Origin of the sequence: Plasticicumulans lactativorans (assembly GCF_004341245.1) — a bacterium.
Taxonomy (GTDB): Bacteria; Pseudomonadota; Gammaproteobacteria; order Competibacterales; family Competibacteraceae; genus Plasticicumulans_A; species Plasticicumulans_A lactativorans.
Genome location: NZ_SLWY01000005.1, coordinates 21,604 through 42,473, shown reverse-complemented (window position 1 = coordinate 42,473; position 20,870 = coordinate 21,604). Strand labels below are relative to the sequence as shown.

At 69.5% G+C, this 20,870-nt stretch carries 19 protein-coding genes; 1 reads left to right on the top strand and 18 read right to left on the bottom strand.

Annotated features, from left to right (window positions below; translation table 11 throughout):
- Positions 1-119 precede the first annotated feature (119 nt).
- The 8 genes from ccoP to EV699_RS04750 all read right to left on the bottom strand — a co-directional run bounded on the left by ccoP (position 120) and on the right by EV699_RS04750 (position 6,959).
- Positions 120-1,055, bottom strand: a complete 936-nt coding sequence (ccoP, locus tag EV699_RS04785; protein WP_132539525.1) for a cytochrome-c oxidase, cbb3-type subunit III — start codon at positions 1,053-1,055, stop codon at positions 120-122.
- Positions 1,036-1,266 carry a cbb3-type cytochrome c oxidase subunit 3 gene (locus EV699_RS04780; protein WP_132539523.1) on the bottom strand — a complete coding sequence of 77 codons (231 nt, stop codon included), beginning with the start codon at positions 1,264-1,266 and terminating at the stop codon, positions 1,036-1,038. The genes ccoP and EV699_RS04780 overlap by 20 nt, the downstream gene beginning before the upstream one ends.
- Positions 1,267-1,317: 51 nt before the next feature.
- Positions 1,318-2,052 carry a cytochrome-c oxidase, cbb3-type subunit II gene (ccoO, locus tag EV699_RS04775; protein WP_132539521.1) on the bottom strand — a complete coding sequence of 245 codons (735 nt, stop codon included), beginning with the start codon at positions 2,050-2,052 and terminating at the stop codon, positions 1,318-1,320.
- A 22-nt stretch (positions 2,053-2,074) separates the two neighbouring features.
- Positions 2,075-3,523 carry a cytochrome-c oxidase, cbb3-type subunit I gene (gene ccoN / locus EV699_RS04770; protein ID WP_132539519.1) on the bottom strand — a complete coding sequence of 483 codons (1,449 nt, stop codon included), beginning with the start codon at positions 3,521-3,523 and terminating at the stop codon, positions 2,075-2,077.
- Positions 3,524-3,702: 179 nt separating this feature from the next.
- On the bottom strand, positions 3,703-4,602 hold the full coding sequence (gene cyoE / locus EV699_RS04765) for a heme o synthase (RefSeq protein WP_132539517.1): 900 nt from the start codon (positions 4,600-4,602) through the stop codon (positions 3,703-3,705).
- The gene (locus tag EV699_RS04760) at positions 4,599-5,597 is read right to left on the bottom strand and encodes a COX15/CtaA family protein (RefSeq protein ID WP_132539515.1); all 999 of its coding nucleotides are present in this window, start codon (positions 5,595-5,597) and stop codon (positions 4,599-4,601) included. Before EV699_RS04760 ends, cyoE begins: the two co-directional genes overlap by 4 nt.
- Before the next feature lie 4 nt (positions 5,598-5,601).
- Positions 5,602-6,198 carry a hypothetical protein gene (locus EV699_RS04755; protein ID WP_132539513.1) on the bottom strand — a complete coding sequence of 199 codons (597 nt, stop codon included), beginning with the start codon at positions 6,196-6,198 and terminating at the stop codon, positions 5,602-5,604.
- Positions 6,186-6,959 (bottom strand): SURF1 family protein, encoded by a 774-nt coding sequence (locus EV699_RS04750; RefSeq protein WP_243662573.1) that lies wholly within the window; start codon positions 6,957-6,959, stop codon positions 6,186-6,188. Before EV699_RS04750 ends, EV699_RS04755 begins: the two co-directional genes overlap by 13 nt.
- 101 nt (positions 6,960-7,060) lie before the next feature.
- Between EV699_RS04750 and EV699_RS04745 the strand changes: the two genes are divergently transcribed.
- On the top strand, positions 7,061-7,264 hold the full coding sequence (locus EV699_RS04745; protein WP_132539509.1) for a twin transmembrane helix small protein: 204 nt from the start codon (positions 7,061-7,063) through the stop codon (positions 7,262-7,264).
- A gap of 6 nt (positions 7,265-7,270) precedes the next feature.
- Here EV699_RS04745 and EV699_RS04740 read toward each other — a convergent pair whose 3' ends face one another.
- From EV699_RS04740 to EV699_RS04700, 10 genes are all read right to left on the bottom strand, one after another.
- Positions 7,271-8,137 (bottom strand): cytochrome c oxidase subunit 3, encoded by an 867-nt coding sequence (locus EV699_RS04740; protein ID WP_132539507.1) that lies wholly within the window; start codon positions 8,135-8,137, stop codon positions 7,271-7,273.
- A gap of 55 nt (positions 8,138-8,192) precedes the next feature.
- Positions 8,193-8,753: a cytochrome c oxidase assembly protein gene (locus EV699_RS04735; protein ID WP_243662563.1), complete on the bottom strand. Its 561-nt coding sequence runs from the start codon at positions 8,751-8,753 to the stop codon at positions 8,193-8,195.
- Complete coding sequence (locus EV699_RS20410; RefSeq protein ID WP_279389399.1) at positions 8,750-8,875, bottom strand: hypothetical protein; 126 nt, start codon at positions 8,873-8,875, stop codon at positions 8,750-8,752. Before EV699_RS20410 ends, EV699_RS04735 begins: the two co-directional genes overlap by 4 nt.
- Positions 8,876-8,935: 60 nt before the next feature.
- Entirely contained in the window at positions 8,936-10,534 is a 1,599-nt protein-coding gene (ctaD, locus tag EV699_RS04730; protein WP_132539505.1) for a cytochrome c oxidase subunit I, read from the bottom strand.
- An 11-nt stretch (positions 10,535-10,545) separates the two neighbouring features.
- Positions 10,546-11,742 (bottom strand): cytochrome c oxidase subunit II, encoded by a 1,197-nt coding sequence (gene coxB, locus EV699_RS04725; RefSeq protein ID WP_132539503.1) that lies wholly within the window; start codon positions 11,740-11,742, stop codon positions 10,546-10,548.
- A gap of 79 nt (positions 11,743-11,821) precedes the next feature.
- Positions 11,822-12,310, bottom strand: coding sequence for a DUF2244 domain-containing protein (locus EV699_RS04720; RefSeq protein WP_132539501.1), 489 nt, complete (start codon positions 12,308-12,310; stop codon positions 11,822-11,824).
- A gap of 178 nt (positions 12,311-12,488) precedes the next feature.
- The gene (pbpC, locus tag EV699_RS04715; protein ID WP_243662562.1) at positions 12,489-14,534 is read right to left on the bottom strand and encodes a penicillin-binding protein 1C; all 2,046 of its coding nucleotides are present in this window, start codon (positions 14,532-14,534) and stop codon (positions 12,489-12,491) included.
- A gap of 99 nt (positions 14,535-14,633) precedes the next feature.
- The gene (locus EV699_RS04710; RefSeq protein ID WP_132539497.1) at positions 14,634-16,892 is read right to left on the bottom strand and encodes an arginine/lysine/ornithine decarboxylase; all 2,259 of its coding nucleotides are present in this window, start codon (positions 16,890-16,892) and stop codon (positions 14,634-14,636) included.
- Between the two features lie 139 nt (positions 16,893-17,031).
- Positions 17,032-17,778, bottom strand: a complete 747-nt coding sequence (locus tag EV699_RS04705) for an SIR2 family NAD-dependent protein deacylase (RefSeq protein WP_243662561.1) — start codon at positions 17,776-17,778, stop codon at positions 17,032-17,034.
- Positions 17,775-20,867, bottom strand: coding sequence for an efflux RND transporter permease subunit (locus EV699_RS04700; protein ID WP_132539495.1), 3,093 nt, complete (start codon positions 20,865-20,867; stop codon positions 17,775-17,777). The genes EV699_RS04705 and EV699_RS04700 overlap by 4 nt, the downstream gene beginning before the upstream one ends.
- Positions 20,868-20,870: the final 3 nt, after the last annotated feature.

The window sequence follows — 20,870 nt, the reverse complement described above, 5'->3', positions numbered from 1 at the left end:
GGGCGTCACACGGCAGGCGATCGGATCGACGCTTGGGACCGGGGGCGCGGCGCATCAGCATGGCGCGCCGCGCCCCCGGCCCGCCCGGCCGCGTGGGGCGACCGGCTGGCGGGGAGCAGTTACTGACCGCCACCCAACTGATGGACGTAGAAGGCGAGCAGCTTGATCTCGGCGTCCGACAGACGATGGCCGAACGCTGGCATCTGGCGACGGTTCTGCACGCCGTTCCAGATCACCGAGCGCACCAGCGCATGCTTGTCGGCGACCGTCGCGGTGGCGTTGACGTCCACCAGCGTCCAGATCTTGTCGCTGAGATTCGCCGCACCCATCGACTTGATGCCCTTGCCGGCATCGCCGTGGCAGTAATAGCAGCCCCCGACGCTGCCGTGGAAGATCGCCTTGCCGCGCTCGGCGGCCTCGTCGGGCTGCACGATGCCCGACAGCGTGAGCACGTACTGGGCGACATCGTCGGCCTGGGCCGGGGTCAGCGCCTCGCGGAATGCCGGCATGAAGCCGTTGCGCCCGCCGATCAGCGTCCTGCGGATGTCGTCGACGGTACCGCCCCACAGCCAGTCGTCGTCATTCAAGGCCGGGAACTGCCCGATCACGCCCTGGCCGCCGCTGCCGTGGCAGGCCGCGCAGTTGGTGCCGAACAGGACCTTGCCGGCCTGCCGCACGAAGTCCTGCATCTTCGGGTCCTGGCGCACCTGCTCGAGGTCCGCGCTCGCGATCTTCTGCAGGTACTCGCGCTGGCGCACCGCGCCGGCGCCGCTGTCGAGGTCCTGGAGCAGTTCGCTGCGGGTGTTCCAGCGCATCGTCTGCTCCTTGCCACCGACCGAGAACGTCGCGCTGGCAAAGCCCTTGGTCCACGACCCGCCGACCGGCCAGGCGGGGTAGACGAACCAGTAGCCGATCGCGAACACCACCGTCGCGTAGAACGCCCACAGCCACCAGCGCGGCAGCGGATTGTTGAACTCCTGCAGATCGCCGTCCCAGGCATGGCCGGTGGTCTGTACCGCGGTCGGCTTCTGCGGATTAGTCGTCGTGTTGCTCATTATCCTTCACCTTGCTGGGCTTGGCCTCGGCACCGGGCGGCGGTGGGGTATCGTCCAGAAACGGGATGTTCTTGTACGACTCGAGCCGCTGCCCGCGGCGGCGGTTGCCGAACACGTAGACCAGGATCCCGCAGAACGCCGACAGGAACAGCACCAGCGAAAGCATCTTGCTGTTGTCGAGTCGGGTGAACCACTGGAACCAGTCGAACATCACACACTCCTGGCGGGTCGCCTGCCGCCGACCAGCCGGACCGATGAGCCATCAACGGAATTCGGCGAAGTAGCCTTCGTCGTACTTGCTGAAGTCGACCATGGTGCCGAGCACCTGGAGGTAAGCGACCAGCGCGTCCATCTCGGTGATGCGATTGGGCAGGCCGTCGTAGTTCCGCCCGCGTGCCTGCTTGAGCAGATTGTCCTGCGCCTGGCTGATGTCGAGCTTGTCGGCGACGTCCTTGCCGAAGGTCTTGACGTTGGCCTCGTACTCGGCCTGCGTCAGCGAGTACGGCACCCCCGTGCGCCGCAGCGCCCTCATGCGGTCGCCGACATCGGCGTAGCTGAGGTCATTGTGCAGCAGCCACGGGTAGTTGGGCATGATCGATTCCGGCACCACCGACGTCGGCTTGAGCAGGTGCTGGACCTGCCACTGGTCCGAGTACTTGTTGCCGACACGCGCCAGGTCCGGACCGGTGCGCTTGGAGCCCCACTGGAAGGGATGGTCGTACTTCGATTCCGCGGCGAGCGAATAGTGGCCGTAACGCAGCCATTCGTCGCGGAACGGGCGCACCATCTGCGAATGGCAGAGGTAGCAGCCTTCGCGGACATAGATGTCGCGCCCGCGCAGTTCGAGCGGCGTGTACGGACGCACGCCGTCGACCTTTTCGATCGTCTCGTTGATGTAGAACAGCGGGACGATCTCGACCAGTCCGCCGATGCTGATGACCGCCAGCACCAGGGCGATCATCAGCCCCGAGTTGACTTCGATGTGCTCGTGACGCATGCGAGTGGCTCCCGGGTATCGATCAGGTACGCGCCAGCTTGGCGGCCAGCTTGGCTTCGAGCGCCGCCTGTTCGCGCCGTGCGGCCAGGACCGTCATCGCCACGTTGAAGCACATCAGCACGATGCCCGAGACGAAGAAGGCTCCGCCGAGGGCGCGCCAGGCATAGGGCTTGTGCAGGAACACCACGGATTCGACGAAGCTGTAGGCCAGATTGCCGTAGTCGTCGAAGGCCCGCAGCATCAGCCCCTGGCCGATGCCGGCGACCCACATCGCGGTGATGTACAGCACGATGCCGATGGTCGCGAGCCAGAAGTGCACGTAGATCAGGCGCTGGCTGTACATCTTGGTGTCCCAGAGGCGGGGCACCAGGTGGTAGAAGGAGCCGAAGGTCACCATCGCGACCCAGCCGAGCGCGCCCGAGTGCACGTGGCCGATCGTCCAGTCGGTGTAGTGCGAGAGCGCGTTCACGCTCTTCAGCGACATCAGCGGGCCTTCGAAGGTCGACATGCCGTAGAACGACAGCGAGGTGATCAGGAACAGCATCACCGGGTCGGTCCGCAGTTTGTCCCACGCCCCGGAAAGGGTCATGACGCCGTTGATCATGCCGCCCCACGACGGCAGCAGCAGCAGCACCGAGAAGGTCGCCGCCAGCGTCGACACCCAGTCGGGAAGCGCGGTCCAGTGCAGGTGGTGGGCACCGACCCACATGTACAGGAAGATCAGCGCCCAGAAGTGGATGATCGACAGGCGGTACGAGTAGACCGGCCGCCCCGCCTGCTTGGGCACGAAGTAATACATCATTCCGAGAAAGGCCGCCGTCAGGAAAAAGCCGACGGCGTTATGGCCGTACCACCATTGCGTCATCGCGTCCTGAACGCCCGCGAACAGGCTGTAGGACTTGGTCAGCGAGATCGGCACCGCCAGGTTGTTGAAGATGTGCAGGATGGCGGTGGCGAGGATGAAGCCGAGGTAGAACCAGTTCGCCACGTAGATGTGCGGCTGCGACCGGCGCACGATCACGGTGATGAAATTGAAGAAATAAACCACCCAGACCACGGCGATGGCGAGATCGATCGGCCATTCGAACTCGGCGTATTCACGCCCCTGGCTCATGCCCGCCATGTAGCTGACGATGCCGAGCAGCAAGCCGAGGTTCCAGCCCCAGAACGTGAAGTCGGCGAGCGCGTCGCTGAGCAGTCGCGCCTGGCAGGTGCGCTGCACGACATAGTAGGAGGTCGCGAACAGGGCACAGCCGCCGAAGCCGAAGATCACCAGCGTGGTATGCACCGGGCGCAGACGTCCGAAGGTGATCTCGGGAATGTCGAAGTTCAGGAACGGCCACGCCAGTTCGCAGGCGATGTAGAGCCCCACCGCCATGCCGAGCACGCCCCAGACCAGGGACATGATCGTGAACTTGCGCACGATGTCGTAGTTGTACTGCTCGGCTGACGCTGCTGCGCTTATAGCCATGACGCGATCTCCTTGCAGGATCGGTGGCTGGTGGGACATTCGGGGCGCGCACGCCGACGCCGCTGAGACGCACGCGCGACCCGTCCGAAGATACAACCGCTCATTCTAGGGGAGCCGGACAAAAGCGCTCAATCAAAAGTGCGCCCTCTCATGGTGCACCACGCCGACGCTCACGGACCTCATGCCAGGAAGCCGCGCAGGTAGTGGTCGAGCATCAGCGCGCTGAACAGCCCGAACAGGTACACGATCGAATAGCCGAAGACCGGCATCGCCAGGCGGTCGTCGGCGCGCGCGTACAGGCGTCCGGCCAGCCACAGGAAGCGCAGGCCCAGGCCCACGGCCCCGGCGAGGTACAGCACGCCGCTCATGCCGGTGAGGAAGGGCAGCAGGCTGACGATGAACAGGATGATGGTGTACAGGAGGATCTGCAGGCGGGTGAACGCGAGCCCGTGCGTCACCGGCAGCATCGGGATCTCGGCGCGGGCGTAGTCCTGGTGGCGGTGGATCGCCAGGGCCCAGAAGTGCGGCGGCGTCCACACGAAGATCAGCAGGAACAGCAGCAGCGCCCCCTCCTCCACCGTGCCGGTGACGGCGGTCCAGCCGAGCAGCGGCGGAGCCGCGCCGGCCGCCCCGCCGATGACGATGTTCTGCGGCGTCGCCCGCTTCAGGAACATCGTGTAGATCACCGCGTAGCCGATCAGCGACGCGAAGGTCAGGGCCGCGGTCAGCGGGTTCGTGCAGGCCAGCAGCACCGCCATGCCCAGCGCGCACAGGCCGCCCGCGAACGCCAGCGCCTGCGCCCCGTAGAGCTGGCCGGTCGGCAGCGGCCGCTGGCGGGTCCGCAGCATCAGGCCGTCGATCCGCCGGTCGACCACGTGATTGATCGCGGCCGCCGCGCCCGCGACCAGGGCGATGCCGGCCGAACCGCCGAGCAGCACATCCCACGGCACCATGCCGGGCGTGGCGAGGAACATGCCGACCATCGCGGTGAAGGTGATCAGCGCCACGACCTTGGGCTTGGTGAGTTCGAGGTAGTCGCGCCAGCCGGGCCGCGCGACGGTGAGGGAATGCAGGCTCATGTGACGTCCTTCGGTCGCAGCATGTGTTGCAGGGTGACGAGGGCGAGCAGCAGCGCGGCCGCGCCGGCATTGTGGGCGACCGCCACCGGCAGCGGCAGGTGCAGGGCGACGTTGGCCAGGCCGAGGCTGATCTGCGTCGCCAGCAACGTGGCGAGCACGCCGCCGAGCACTCGCAGCGGCCGCTCGGCCGCCCGCAGCAGGCGCCACGCCAGCCCCCCGATGACGCCGCCGACGACGATGGCCCCCAGGCGGTGCGTCAGGTGGATGGTGACGCGGGCGGCATTGTCGAGCACGCCGCCCTCGTAGGAGCGGCCGAGCCCGTGCCACAGGGTGTACGCGGTGCTGAAGTCGGTCGTCGGCCACCACTGCCCCTGGCACGTCGGCAGGTCGGGGCAGGCCAGGGCCGCGTAGTTGGTGCTGGTCCAGCCGCCGAGCGCGATCTGGCCGACCAGCAGCAGCAGCGCCAGCAGCCCCCAGCCGCGCCAGGAGCCAGCGGGGCTCAGCGTCGGCACCAGCGGCGCGTGGCGCAAGGCCAGCCACCACAGCAGCGCCAGCGTGGTGAGGCCGAACAGCAGGTGCGAGGTCACCACCAGCGGCTTCAGCAGCAGCGTCACCGTCCACATCCCGAGCACGCCCTGGAACACGACCAGCGCGACCAGCGCCAAGGGCAGCACCCGCGCCTGCCCCGGTACCTGGCGCTGGCGCCACGCGAGCGCCGCGAGGACGACGATCGCAAGCCCCAGGCCGCTCGCCAGGTAGCGGTGCAGCATCTCCTTCCAGGCCTTGGCGACCTCGACCGGACGGTCGGGGAACGCGGCATTGGCCGAGGCGATCAGGTGCGGTTCGTCGGGCACGTCGAGGCGGCCGTAGCAGCCCGGCCAGTCCGGGCAGCCGAGCCCGGCGTGCGACAGGCGCACGTAGGCACCGAGCACGACCACGCTCAGGGCGAGCACGGCGGCGAACAGCGCGAGGCGGGCGAATGCGGTGCGCGGCATGGACTCACCCGATCTTCGACAGTTTCAACAGGCGCTGCAGGTCCGACAGGATGCCCTTGGCGTCGACATCGGCCGGATAGCGCAGCACCAGATTGCCCAGCGGGTCGACCAGGTAGATCCACCGGCCAACCGCGCCTCCCGCCGGCCACGCGGCCGTGAAGGGCTGCAGTTCCCCGGCAGCGGCCTCGGCGCCGGCGAGGCCGGCGTGCTCGACCGCGAGCCACTGGCGGGTCGCCGCGTCGGCCGGCTGGAGCCACAGCGCCAGCCGCTGCACGCGGTCGATGTCCTTGCCGGTGGCGAGGCGCACCTGCCGGAGGCGGTACAGCGCCCCGCGGCACGCCGCGTCGCACCCCGGCCCGGTGGCAAGGTAGACCAGCGTCCAGCGACCGTGCAGCGCGTGCGCGGTGATGAACACCTGCGGCAGCGGCCGCGCCGGCACCAGCAATTCGCCGTGCTCGGCACTCCCGGACGGGCGCCAGTGGCCGACCAGCACCCAGGCGAGCACGAGCGGCAGCAGGAACAGCGCGATCAGCGCCACCAGCAGCGTGCGCTGACGGGCCGGCCGACCGGCCGCCGTTGCACGCAGACTCATCGACGACATGCTTCTTTCTCCTTGCCGAGCGCCGCCCGCCGGCGCCACTCGAGCACTCCCGCCGTCACCGCCACGGCGACGGCCAGGCTGAACCACTGCACCGCGTAGGCCCGGTGCCGGTCGGGGCTCAGCGTCACCAGGTTCACGGCCCACTCCCGCCGGTACCCGCCGGGCGCGGCGGGATCGAGCAGGATCACCGCCCGCTCGAGCGGATGGCCGAGCGCGTGCTCGGCGGCATCGAAGTCGAACCAGGGCACCACCGCCGGCCAGGACGGCTGCGCCGGCCAGTGGCCGAGCCGCACCCCCGGTTCGGGCGGCTGCGACAGGCGCCCGAGCACCGTGACCCTGCCCTGCGGCGCGCTCACCTCCGGCAGCACCTGACGCGTCTCCCCCTGCGCCACCCAGCCCCGGTCCACCAGCACCCACGCGGCCGCGCCGCCGGGGTCCAGCGGCGTCAGCACGCGGTAGCCGGGCTGGCCATGCTGCAACTGGTTGTCGAGCAGCCACTGGTGCTCGGCGACGTAGCGTCCGCTCACCCGCACTTCGCGGAACCGGTTGGCGGGGTCGGCGGGGTCGAGCTCGGCGAGCGCCACCGCCGGCGCCCGGCTGCGCACCTCGAAGGCCGCGATCAGCGCGGCCTTCTCGTCCGCACGCCGCAACTGCCAGACACCGAGACCGACGAATCCGCTGCCGGCGACCACGGCCAGCAGCCACGGCGCCAGCCGCCGCCAGCGGCGCTGCGCCACGACCGAAGCGCCGGCGCTAGCCATGGGCACGGTGGCACACACCACCGTCCGCGGCGGCGGCGCCGACAGCGTCGCGCCCCGCGGCGGCTATACTCGCCCGCCCCCTTTTCCACGGAGCACGATCCATGACCTTCAAGCTGCTCGTCGTCGTGGCTCTCCTCGCCATCGTGGCGAGCCTGGCCTCGGGGCTGTACTTCCTGGTGCACGATCGCCAGCGCAACGACCGCACGGTACGCGCGCTGACGGTGCGCATCGGGCTCTCGGTCGCCCTCTTCATCATGCTGATGCTCGCCTACATGACCGGCCTGATCAGGCCGCACGGCCTGTGAGGCCCCTCAGAGCCAGTAGACGAACACGAACAGGCCGAGCCACACCACGTCGACGAAGTGCCAGTACCACGCGGCCGCCTCGAAGGCGAAATGCTTCTCGGCGGTGAAGTGCCCGGCGATCGAGCGGAACAGCACCACGCTCAGGATGATCGCGCCCATCGTCACGTGCAGGCCGTGGAAGCCGGTCAGCATGAAGAAGGTGGAGCCGTAGATGCCGGTGCTGAGCTTCAGGTTCATGTGCTGGTAGGCGTGGCTGTACTCGATCGCCTGCAGCGTGACGAACAGGAAACCGAGGGCGACGGTCGCGGCGAGGCCGATGATCAGTTGCCGGCGGTTGTTCTTCAGCAGCCCCCAGTGCGCCCAGGTCACCGTGACGCCGCTCGACAGCAGGATCAGCGTGTTGATCGCCGGCAGACCCCAGGCGCCCATCACCTCGAAGCTGCCGCCGACGAACCCCGGACCGTTCGTCGGCCAGTGCGTTTCGAAGTTGGGCCAGAGGAACTCGTGGGTGCCGAACTTCGACTCCGCGCTGCCACCGAGCCACGGCAGCGCAAACTCGCGCGCGTAGAACAGCGCCCCAAAGAACGCCGCGAAGAACATCACCTCGGAGAAGATGAACCAGCTCATCCCCCAGCGGAACGAGCGGTCCATCTGCGCGTTGTAGAAGCCGCCCTCGCTCTCGCGGATCACCGTCCCGAACCAGCCGAACAGCATCACGATCATGATCGACAGGCCGATGATGAACAGCGTGTTGGAGTGGCCGTTGAGCCAGTTGGCTCCGCCGAGCATGGTCGTGAACAGGCCGACCGAGCCGACGATCGGCCACACGCTGCTGTGCGGGACGTAGTAACTGCCGTGGTGAACCTCGCTCATCGCGTCCTGTCTCCCTGCGCCTCGATCGGGCGCGTGGTGGTCTCGTTGTCGGCGCTCAGCCGCCCTGCCCCTCGGCCCGGAACAGGGTGTAGGAGAGCGTCACGGTGCGGGTGTCGGCCGGCAGGGCCGGATCGAGCCGGAACGTCACCGGCATCTCGCGGCCCTCGCCGGCGGCGAAGGCCTGCCGGTTGAAGCAAAAGCATTCGATCTTCTGGAAATACGTGGCCGCGAGGCCGGGCGCGACGCTCGGGATCGCCTGCGCCACCAGCGGCCGGTCCTGCAGGTTCCGGGCGTAGAAATGCGTCTGGTAGAACTGGCCCGGGTGCACATCCAGGCGCACGACGTCGGGGCGGAACTCCCACGGCGCATCGGCGTTGACGCTGGCGACGAATTCGACGGTGACCGTGCGCGAAGCGTCGACGCGCACCGGCGCGGCGTCGGCGACGCTGTTGCGCGTCTTGCCGTTGAGCCCGGTGATGTCGCAGATGACGTCGTAGAACGGCACCATCAGAAAACCGAAGCCGAACATGCCGACGACCACGGCGAGCAGGCGCCGTACCGAGCGGCGGTTGGCCGCGGCCGTGGTGGCCAGCGGTTCCGTGGACTCGGTGCTCACGGGCGCCCCGCCAGCCAGATGAAGCCGAGGTAGAACACCACCGCGGTGACGGTCAGCACCCAGGCGGTGCGACGCACCGCCGCCCGCTGCCGGCTGGCAGCCTGTGTCAGGTCTTGTTCCACGAGCATTCTCCGCGGTTCAGGGCCGCCCGGTGCGTCATGCGCAGGGCGGCGCGCCTGCTGTCAGCTGTGCGCCTCGGCTTCCTTGATCTCGGGCGGCGTCTGGAAGGAATGGTGCGGCGGCGGCGACGACAGGGTCCATTCCAGGCCGTGCGCACCTTCCCACACCCGGTCGCCCGCCGGCTCGCCGCCGCGGATGCACTTGATCACCACGTAGAGGAAGATCAGTTGCGAGAAGCCGAACATGAAGGCGCCGACCGACGAGATCATGTTGAACTCGGTGAACTGCAGCGCGTAGTCGGGGATGCGCCGCGGCATGCCGGCGAGGCCGAGGAAGTGCTGCGGGAAGAACAGCACGTTGACGCCGATCGCCGAGCACCAGAAGTGCAGGCGGCCGAGCTTCTCGTCGTACCTGTGGCCGGTCCACTTCGGCAGCCAGTAGTAGGCCGCGGCCATGATCGAAAAGATCGCGCCCGGCACCAGCACGTAATGGAAGTGCGCGACGACGAAGTAGGTGTCCTGGTACTGGAAGTCGGCCGGGGCGATCGCGAGCATCAGTCCGGAGAAGCCGCCGATCGTGAACAGCACGACGAAGGCGATCGCGAACAGCATCGGCGTCTCGAAGGTCATCGAGCCGCGCCACATCGTCGCCACCCAGTTGAACACCTTCACCCCGGTGGGTACGGCGATCAGCATCGTCGCGTACATGAAGAACAGTTCGCCGGCGAGCGGCATGCCGACGGTGAACATGTGGTGCGCCCAGACGATGAAGCTCAGGAAGGCGATCGAGGCCGTCGCGTACACCATCGACGCATAGCCGAACAGCGGCTTGCGCGCGAAGGTCGGGATGATCTGCGAGACGATCCCGAACGCCGGCAGGATCATGATGTAGACCTCGGGGTGGCCGAAGAACCAGAAGATGTGCTGGAACATCACCGGGTCGCCACCGCCCGCGGCATTGAAGAAGCTGGTGCCGAAGTACTTGTCGGTGAGCAGCATCGTCACCGCGCCGGCGAGCACCGGCATCACCGCGATCAGCAGGTAGGCGGTGATCAGCCAGGTCCACACGAACAGCGGCATGCGCATCAGCGTCATGCCCGGCGCGCGCATGTTGAGGATGGTGGCGATGACGTTGATCGCGCCCATCACCGACGACACGCCCATCATGTGGATCGACAGGATCACGAAGGGGAAGGCCGCGCCGGTCTGCAGGCTGAGCGGCGGGTACAGCGTCCAGCCGCCCGCCGGACCACCGCCGTCCATGAACAGCGTCGACAGCAGCAGCGTGAAGGCGAAGGGCATGATCCAGAACGACCAGTTGTTCATGCGCGGCAGGGCCATGTCCGGCGCGCCGACCATCATCGGGATCAGCCAGTTGGCCAGGCCGACGAAGGCCGGCATCACCGCGCCGAAGATCATCACCAGCGCGTGCATGGTGGTCATCTGGTTGAAGAAGTGCGGGTTGACGATCTGCAGGCCGGGCTGGAACAGCTCGGCACGGATCACCAGCGCGAAGCTGCCGCCGACGAAGAACATCGTCAGCGAGAACAGCAGGTACAGCGTGCCGATGTCCTTGTGGTTGGTGGTCGTCAGCCAGCGCATCAGGCCGCGCGGCGCGGCGTGATCGTCGTGGTGGGTATCGTGGGCGGTGGTCGCGCTCATGGGGTTCACTCCTAGCGCAGGGCCTTGATGGCGGCGGGCTGGACGACGTCGCCGAGGTCGTTGCCCCAGCTGTTGCGGATGTAGGTCAGCAGCGCCGCGACTTCGACATCACCGAGTTGGGGCCCGAAGGCGGCCATGGCCGTGCCCGGAATGCCCTTGAGGATGACGGCGGCCTGCTGTTCCACGCTGACGGCGGCAATGGTGTTGTCGGCCGCGAGCAGCCCGCGCTCGCGCAGCGGCTTCAGCATCTCCTCGGAGCCGCTGAACGGCTTGCCCTTGACCAGCGGCGGGAAGACGCCGGGCAGGCCCTCGCCGTTCGCCTGATGGCAGGCCGCGCAGGTCTGGTAGACCTCGGCGCCCTTCTTCATCAGTTCGGCCCTGTCCCAGGTGCGGTTGGCGCTGTCGGCCTCGGCGGCGAGGCTCGCCTTGGTGTCGGCCAGCCACTTCGCGTAGTCCGCATCGTTGAGGGCGACGATGACGATGGGCATGAAGCCGTGGTCCTTGCCGCACAGCTCGGCGCACTGGCCGCGATAGGTGCCGGGGGTGTCGATGCGCGTCCACACCTCGTTGATGAAGCCGGGGATGGCGTCCTTCTTGATCGCCAGCGCCGGCACCCACCACGAGTGGATGACGTCCGCCGCGGTGGTCAGCAGGCGCACCTTCTTGCCCACCGGCAGCACCAGCGGCTTGTCGACCTCGAGCAGGTAGTGCTCGCCCTTCGGCGCCTCGCCGTGCATCTGCTGCGCGCTGGTCTTGAGGTTGCTGTAGAAGCTGACGCCGTCCTGCAGATACTCGTAGCGCCACTTCCACTGGTAGCCGGTGATCTTCACCGTCAGGTCGGGATTGCTGGTGTCCTCCATCGCGACCAGCGTCCTGGTCGCCGGGATGGCCATGCCGACGAGGATCATCACCGGCACCACCGTCCAGGCGATCTCGATCGCGGTGCTCTCGTGGAACTGCGCCGGCACCGCCCCGCGCGACTTGCGATGGTGGTAGATCGACCAGAACATCACCCCGAACACCACCACGCCGATCGCCACGCAGATCCAGAAGATCGTCATGTGCAGGTGATAGACGTCGCGGCTGACCGCGGTGGCGCCGGGCGTCATGTTGAGCTCGAAGGCCGCCTGCGCGACCGTCCCCCACAACAGCGAACCGGCAAGGGCTGCACGGCCGCATGCGCCCGCGACTCGACGACTGGCTGACATGCCTTGATCTCTCCTCAGGTATCGGCCCGCCTGTTCCGGGCCCTTTTCCGGGGCACCCCGGAGGGTTTTCTTGTCCGTTCTAATGCCGGGCCGCCGCGCTCCCCACCCAGCCGCGCAGCGCTCGCGCCAGTTGCTCGCGCTCCGCATCGGTCAGGAAGGCACCGATCTCGACACGCCGTCCGTGCGACGCGAGCACCAGTCGACTCGGCCGCCAGGCGCGCGCGTCGCGCCAGAACTCCACCTGCGCCCAGAGGCGCGGCAGGCTGACCGCCGCACCGTCCGGCGGACGGCGTTCGATGGTCACGCGCTCGCCCGTCACGCAGACGCGTTCCGCCCGCTCGGCCTGCCGCGCCACCCAAGCCAGCGCCACGCCCAGGGCCAGCAGCTCCAGTCCGGCGAAGGGCAATACCGGCCACAGGCCGACGCTCGCGAAGCCTCCGGCCACCCCTGCGGACACCGAGCACAGACTGGCGTAGAACAGACCGAGTGTGCGACGTGAGGCCGAGCGATTCGGACGCAGCACGAAACACACGAGGGTGTCGGCACTGCCGGGTTGCATGTCGACCATCGACCGCCGGGCGCACTCGGTTCACGGGTCAGCGGGAAGTCTCGCTGCCGCGCCGGGCGGAGCCGATGCGGCGGATGTGCGGCAATCGACGCGGGGCGCGAACACCTCGGCGATCCGCGGCGAACCTTGCCTTAACCCCCGCCCGCATTGCAAGCGCCGATCGCGCGCCGGGCGGCGCTCACGGCCACGGCGCCGGGCGCTCGAGCCAGAACTCGGCGCTCGCGCTGCGGCCGCGGGCGTCGATGACGGTGGCGCGCACGCGGCCGGCACCGTCGGGCAGCCAGACGCTGCTGCGGCGCAGCCCGGCCGGCGCCAGCGGCACGCCGTTGACGAGCCAGCGCAGCGGCCGCTCGCCGCCCTGCGCGACCAGCGGCAGCTCGGCGCCGGGCGGCGGCAGCGGCAGGCGCGAGCCGTCGAGCGGGAAGCTCACCGCGAGCGCGCTGCGCGCCGCCGGCGCGGGCCCCAGGCGCTGCCAGCGCGCCGGCAGGCGCGCGGGCGCGTCCGCCTGCGCCACGGCCGGCGCATTCGGCCGCGGCGCCGCGGGCAGCAGGTCGAACACGCGCCACAGCAGCGGCGCCGCGGTGTTGCGGCCGAACTGCCCGGGGCTGGGCGAGCCGTCGGCGCGCCCGACCCAGACGCCGACGGTGTGGGCGCCGTCGAAGCCGATCGCCCAGGCGTCGCGAAAGCCATACGAGGTGCCGGTCTTGTACGCGATCCGCCGCGGCTCGCGCTGCGCCTCGGCGGCAACCGCCTCGGGCGGCGGCGGCGCGTCCTCGAGGATGCGGGCGACCTGCCCGGCGGCGCGCGCCGACAGCAGGCTCACCGCCGCCCCCTCGGGCGCATCGGCGAGCAGGCGCAGCGGCCGCGCCTCGCCGTCCTCGGCAAGCGCGGCGTAGAGCGTCACCAGATCCCACAGGCGGGTGCCGACGCCGCCGAGCACCAGCGGCAGCCCCGGTTCGGCGCCCGCCGGCAGGCGCAGCTCGATGCCGGCGGCGCGCAGGCGTGCGGCGGTCCGCGCCGGCCCGACCTGCTCGAACACCGCCACCGCGGGGACGTTCAGCGACCACTGCAGGGCCTCCCGCGCGCTGACCTCGCCGTGATAGCGGTCCTGGAAGTTCGCCGGGGCGTAGTCGCCGAAGCGCGTCGGCACGTCGTCGATGCGTGTGCCCGGCTGGATCACGCCGTCCTCGAAGCCGAGGCCGTAGACCAGCGGCTTCAGCGTCGAGCCCGGCGAGCGCAGCGCGCGCACGAGGTCCAGCTGCCCGCCGCGGGCCGGATCGCCGGTGTCGGCGGCGCCGAGGTAGGCGAGCACGCGGCGCTGGCGGTGGTCGACCACCAGGATCGCCGCGTTGACCCGCGGGCCCCAGGCCTCCAGCGCGCGCGCCGCGAGCCCGGCGACGCCGCGCTGCAGTTCGCGCCGCACCGAGGTGGGGAACGCGCTGCCCGCCGGCCGTTCACGCTGCAGCACAGCGGCGAGGTGCGGCAGTTGCCGCGGCAGGGGCAGGCGCCGGCTCGGCACCGGCTCGGCCAGGGCCTCGGCGAGCCGCCCGGGGGCGAGCCCGCCGTGCGCGGCGACCCGCCCGAGCACCTTGTCGCGCGCCAGGCCGGCCGCCCGCGCGTGGCGGTCGGGACGCAGCCGGCTCGGCGACTGCGGCAGCGCCGCGAGCAGCGCGGCCTCGGCGGCGCTCAGCGCGCGCGGCTCCTTGCCGAGCCACACCAGGCTCGCCGCGCGCAGCCCCTCGACGTTGCCGCCGTAGGGCGCGAGCGTCAGGTACATCGAGAGGAGCTGCCGCTTGTCGTAATGCCATTCGAGCTGCAGCGCGCGCGCGATCTCGACGAGCTTGGTACGCAGCGTGCGCGGGCGCGGTTCGAGCAGGCGTGCGAGCTGCATCGTCAGCGTCGAGCCGCCCGACACCACGCGGCCGTGGCGCAGCCACTGCCCAGCGGCGCGCACGAGCGCGAGCGGGTCCACGCCCGGATGCCACCAGAAGCGCCGGTCCTCGAAGGCGACCAGGGTGTCGACGAAGCGCGGGTCGACGGCGTCGAGCGACAGCGGCAGGCGCCAGTAGCCGTCCGCCGACAGCTGCACGTGCATCAGCACGCCGTCGGCGTCCAGCAACTGCACCGACACGCGCTGCAGACGGCCCAGGTCGGGCGGGAACAGGTGGTCGAGCGCGAGCAGCGCACACGCCGCGAGTACCAGCAGCCGCACGCTGCGCCACACGCCCCTTCGCGCCCCCGACACGACCATGCCCCCGTACCGCGCGCCGCGCGCCACCGGCGTTTTGCGCCTGGGTGGTGCGCGCAGGCACGGAGCAACGCTTCAGCGCTGCATCACGCAGTCGACGAAGTACTCGCTGCGCCCGTCGACGGTCTCGCGCACCAGGCCGTGGATGTCCGCCTCGAAGCCGGGGAAGCGGCCGTTGAAGTCACGGGCGAACTGCAGGTAGCGCACGATCGTGCGGTTGAAGCGCTCGCCGGGGATCAGCAGCGGGATGCCCGGCGGGTACGGCGTCAGCAGGATCGCGGTGACGCGCCCTTCGAGGACATCGATCGGCACGCGCTCGATCCGGCGGTGCGTCAGCGCCGCGTAGGCATCGCTCGGGCGCATCGCCGGCTCCATGTGCGACAGGTACATGTCGGTGGTCACGTGGGCGATGTCGTTGGCCTTGTAGACGCCGTGGATGCTGTCGCACAGCTCGCGCAGGCCGACGCGCTCGTAGGCCGGGTGCTTGCCGACGAACTCGGGCATCACGCGCCACAGCGGGCTGTTGCGGTCGTAGGCGTCCTTGAACTGCTGCAGCTCGGTGACGAGGCTGTTCCAGCGCCCCTTGGTGATGCCGATCGTGAACATGATGAAGAACGAGTAGAGCCCCGTCTTCTCGACGATGATCCCGTGCTCCGACAGGTACTTGGTGACGATCGCCGCGGGGATGCCCGAATCCGCGAAGTCGCCGTCGACGTCGAGCCCGGGGGTGATGATCGTCGCCTTGATCGGGTCGAGCATGTTGAAGCCGGCGGCGATGTCGCCGAAACCGTGCCAGCGCTCGCCGGCGCGCAGCACCCAGTCGGCGCTCTCGCCCATGCCCTCGTCGGCGAGCCCGTCCGGTCCCCACACCTTGAACCACCACGAGCCCTCGCCGAACTCCTCGTCGACCTTGCGCATCGCGCGGCGGAAGTCGAGCGCCTCGGCGATCGACTCCTCGACCAGTGCGGTGCCGCCGGGCGGCTCCATCATCGCCGCGGCCACGTCGCAGCTCGCGATGATCGCGTACTGCGGACTGGTCGAGGTGTGCATCAGGTAGGCCTCGTTGAACAGGTTGCGATCGAGGCTGCGCGTCTGCGAGTCCTGCACCAGCACCTGCGAGGCCTGGCTGATGCCGGCGAGCAGCTTGTGCGTGGACTGTGTGGAATAGACCACCGCCTCGCGCGGGCGCACGCGGTTCTTGCCCATCGCGTGATAGGTCCCGTAGAACGCATGGAAGGCCGCGTGCGGCAGCCAGGCCTCGTCGAAGTGCAGGTTGTCGATCCAGCCGTCGAGCAGCCGCTTGATGGTCTCGGTGTTGTAGAGCACGCCGTCGTAGGTGCTCTGTGTCAGCGTCAGGATGCGCGGGCGCACGCTGGCGGCGTCGACGTCGGCGAGCAGCGGGTTGGCGGTGATCTTGCGGCGGATGGTCTCCGGTGCGAACTCGCTCTCGGGGATCGGGCCGATGATGCCGTAGTGGTTGCGCGTCGGCGTCAGGAACACCGGCACCGCCCCGGTCATGATGATCGCGTGCAGGATGGACTTGTGGCAGTTGCGGTCCACCACCACCACGTCGCCCGGCGCGACGGTGTGGTGCCACACCATCTTGTTGGAGGTCGAGGTGCCGTTGGTGACGAAGAAGCAGTGGTCGGCGTTGAAGATGCGCGCGGCGTTGCGCTCGCTCGCCGCCACCGGCCCGGTGTGGTCGAGCAGCTGGCCGAGTTCCTCGACCGCGTTGCAGACGTCGGCACGCAGCATGTTCTCGCCGAAGAACTGGTGGAACATCTGCCCCACCGGGCTCTTCAGGAACGCCACGCCGCCCGAATGCCCCGGACAATGCCACGAGTACGAGCCGTCGTTGGCGTAGTGCACCAGCGCGCGGAAGAACGGCGGCGCCAGCGAGTCCACGTACTCGCGCGCCTCGCGGATGATGTAGCGCGCGACGAACTCGGGCGTGTCCTCGAACATGTGGATGAAGCCGTGCAGCTCGCGCAGGATGTCGTTCGGGATGTGACGCGTGGTGCGCGTCTCGCCGTGCAGGAAGATCGGGATGTCGGCGTTCTTGAAGCGGATCTCCTCGACGAAGGCGCGCAGCTGGCCGATCGCCGAGGCGGCGGCCTCGGCCGAGCTGAGCTCCTCGTCGTCGATCGACAGCACGAAGGCCGACGCGCGCGACTGCTGCTGCGCGAAACTCGTCAGGTCGCCGTAGCTGGTGACGCCGAGCACCTCCCAGCCTTCGGATTCGATCGCCTGCGCCAGCGCCCGGATGCCGAGGCCGCTGGTGTTCTCGGAGCGGAAGTCTTCGTCGATGATGACGATGGGAAAGCGGAATTTCATGGGCGTCTCCCGAACGGGTAGGAGCGGCGCGGTGGGCGGCTGGGGCCCGACCGATGGAAAGCGGCGGACTCTAGCACGTGCGCCCGGGCGATTTCGTGACAGCCGCGCGCCGGCGCGCGGCGCGGGCCGGACGACAGCCTCAGGTGGCGTCGAGCGCCGCCAGCAGGGCCGGCAGGACGGTTCCGGCCGGCCCCGGCAGGCGGAAGTCGGCCGATGATGACAACGGCGTGGCGTCGGGGTTCACCTCGACCACGCAGGCGCCGCTGCGCTGCGCGGCGAAGGGCAGTTCGGCCGCCGGGTAGACCACGGTCGAGGTGCCGACGCACAGGAACACCTCGCAGGATTCGGCTGCCGCCTGCGCTGCCGCGAGCGCCGCCCGCGGCAGCGCCTCGCCGAACCACACCACGTCGGGGCGCAGCGGCGCACCGCATGCCGGGCAGCGCGGCGGCCGCTCGCCGGTGTCGTCCCAGGCACCGACCTCGCACCGCTCCACCGAGCACACGCTGCGGGTGATGTCGCCGTGCAGCTCGATCACGCGCCGGCTGCCGGCGCGCCGGTGCAGCCCGTCGACGTTCTGCGTGATCAGCGTGAACGCCGCCACCCGCCCTTCCAGCGCCACCAGCGCCCGGTGCCCGGGGTTGGGCTGCGCCTGCGCGACCCGCTCGCGGCGCCACGCATACCAGTCCCAGACGAGCTGCGGATCGCGCGCGAACGCCGCCGGCGTGGCGAGGTCCTCGGGGCGGTAGCGCGCCCACAGCCCGGTCTGCGCGTCGCGGAAGGTCGGCACCCCGCTCTCGGCCGAGATGCCGGCACCGCTCAGCACGGCGACGCGCCGCGCCGCGCGCAGGCGCGCGACCAGTGCCGCGGGGATCGCGACCGCGTTCACGCGCCGTGGCCGCCGGCGGCCACGGCCGGGCTCCCGACGTCTTCGCCGGCGTGGTGCACGCGCCGCACCAGCAGGCTGTAGAACGCCGGCACCACGAACAGCGTCAGCAGCGTGCCGAGGGTGAGCCCGCCGACGATCACCCAGCCGATCTGCTGGCGTGACTCGGCGCCGGCGCCGTGCGCCAGCGCGAGCGGGATGGCGCCGAGCACCATCGCCGCGGTGGTCATCAGGATCGGCCGCAGGCGCAGCCGCGAGGCCTCGACCACCGCTTCGCGCGCCGCCATGCCGGCGCCGCGCAACTGGTTGGCGAACTCGACGATCAGGATGCCGTTCTTGGTGATCAGCCCCACCAGCATCACCATGCCGATCTGGCTGTAGACGTTCAGCGTGCCGCCGGTCAGCAGCAGCGCGCCGAGCGCGCCGGTCATCGCCAGCGGCACCGTCAGCATGATCACGAACGGCGACACGAAGCTCTCGAACTGCGCGGCGAGCACCAGGTAGATGAAGGCGAGCGCGAGCGCGAAGGTCACGTAGAGCGTCGCCCCCGATTCGCGGAACTCGCGCGACTGGCCGTCGAGCGCGGTCGACCGGGCCGGGCCGAGCACCTCGCGGGCGATGCCATCGATGCGATCCAGCGCCTCGCCGAGGGTGTAGCCGGGCGCGACGTTGGCCGAAATCACGCTCGCCCGCAGGCGGTTGAAGTGGTTGAGCTCCTTGGCGGCGACCGTCTCCTTGACCTCGACCAGGTTGGAGAGCTGCACGAGCCTGCCGCCCTCGCCGCGCACGAAGATCGCTTCGAGGTCGGCCGGGGTGACGCGATCGCTGGCGCCGAGCTGCACGATCACGTCGTACTGGCGTCCCTCGCGCTTGAAGCGCGTCACCTGCCGGCCGCCGAGCAGGGTTTCGAGCGCGCGGCCGATGTCGTCGACGCGCACCTGGACGTCGGCGATCTTGTCGCGCTTCAGCTGCACCGAGAGCTGCGGCTTGTTCAGGCGCAGGTCGGAATCGACGTTGGCGAGCCCCGGATACTGGCGCAGCCGGGCGAGCATCTGGTCGACGTTGCGCGACAGCTCCGGGTAGCTGTTCGCCTGGATCACGAACTGCACCGGCGGGTTGCGGAAGCTCTGGCCGAGCGAGGGCGGGTTGATCGGAAACGCGAGCACCCCCGGCAGGCCGAACATCTTCGGCGCGAGCTCCCGGGCGATGTCCTGCTGGCTGCGCGTGCGCTCCTCCCACGGCTTCAGGCGCACGAACGACAGCGCGCTGTTGACCGGATTCGGCCGCTCCAGGCCGGGTGCGACCACGGAGAAGTAATTGTTCATCTCCGGGATGCCGCCGAAGAAGCGCTCGATCTGCCGCGCATAGCCGTCGGTGTAGGCGAGGGTGGCGCCCTCGGGCGCCACCACGACGCCGATGATGAAGCCGCGATCCTCGACCGGCGACAGCTCCGACTTCATCTGCGTGAACAGCCAGGCGCACGCGCCGGCGGTGACGGCGAACACGAGGAAGACGATCCAGCGGGCGCGCAGCGACGCCGCGAGCAGCCGGGCATAGCCCTCGGTCATGCCGACGATGACGTTCTCGACGGCGTTGAACAGCCGCCCGTGCGTCGTGTGCGGGCGCAGGATCTTCGAGCACATCATCGGCGTCAGCGTCAGCGCGACGAAACCCGAGACCAGCACCGCCGCCGCCACCGCCAGAGCGAACTCGGTGAACAGCCGCCCGGTGTTGCCGGTGGCGAAGGCGAGCGGCGTGAACACGGCGGCCAGCGTCAGCGTCATCGCGATGACCGCGAAGGCGATCTCGGCCGAGCCCTGCAGCGCGGCACGCAGCGGCGTCAGCCCCTCCTCGATGTGGCGGTGGATGTTCTCCAGCACGACGATCGCGTCGTCGACCACCAGCCCGATCGCCAGCACCATCCCCAGCAGGGTCAGCACGTTGATCGAAAAGCCCAGTGCGTACAGGAAGATGCAGGCGCCGACCAGCGACACCGGGATGGTCACGAAGGGGATCAGCGTCGCGCGCACGCTGCGCAGGAAGACGAAGATGACGAGGATGACCAGCACCATCGCCTCGACCATGGTCCGGTACACCGACTCGATGGCCTTCTCGATGAACACGGTGCTGTCGAAGGCGATATCGACGCGCATGCCCTCGGGCAGGCCGGCGCGGATCGTCGGCAGCAGCGCCTTGACCGCCTGCGCGACCGCCAGCGTGTTGGCGCTCGACTGCTTGACGATGCCGAGGCCGATCGCGTTGCGGCCGTTGAAGCGCAGCGCGTTGCGCTCGTCGGCGGCGCCGAGTTCGGCGCGGCCGACGTCGCGCAGGCGCACCGGGTAGCCGTTCGCCTCCTTCAGGATCAGCCGCTCGAACTGCGCCGGCGAGGCCAGGTCGGCGGCGGCCAGCACCGAGAATTCGCGCTGGCTCGACTCGATGCGCCCGGCCGGGATCTCGACGTTCTGGCGCTTCAGCGCGTCCTCGATGTCGGCCGGCGTCAGGTCGTAGGCGGCGAGACGGTCGCGGTCGATCCACAGCCGCATCGCGTAGCGGCGCTCGCCGCCGATGATCACCGAGGCCACCCCCGGCAGCGTCTGCAGCCGGTCCTTGACGTTGCGGTCGGCGAAATCGGTGATCTCCAGCGCCGAGTGCTGATCGCTGGAGAACGCGAGCCACAGGATCGCCTGCGCGTCGGCCTCGATCTTGGCGATGACCGGCTCGTCGATGTCGTCCGGCAACTGCGAGCGCACGCGCGACACCTTGTCGCGCACGTCGTTGGCGGCCGCGTCGATGTTGCGTTCGAGCTTGAACTCGATCGTGATCTGGCTGACCTCCTCGCGCGACACCGACTTCATCTGCTTCACGCCCTCGATGCCGGCGAGCGAATCCTCCAGCACCTGCGTGACGCGCGACTCGACGATCTCGGCGCTCGCGCCCTTGTAGACGGTGCGCACCGACACCACCGGCGCGTCGATGTTCGGGTACTCGCGCACCGCGAGCCGCGTGTAGGCGATGAAGCCGATCAGCACGATCATCAGGCTCATCACCGTGGCCAGCACCGGCCGGCGGATGGACGTATCCGGCAGGAACATCGC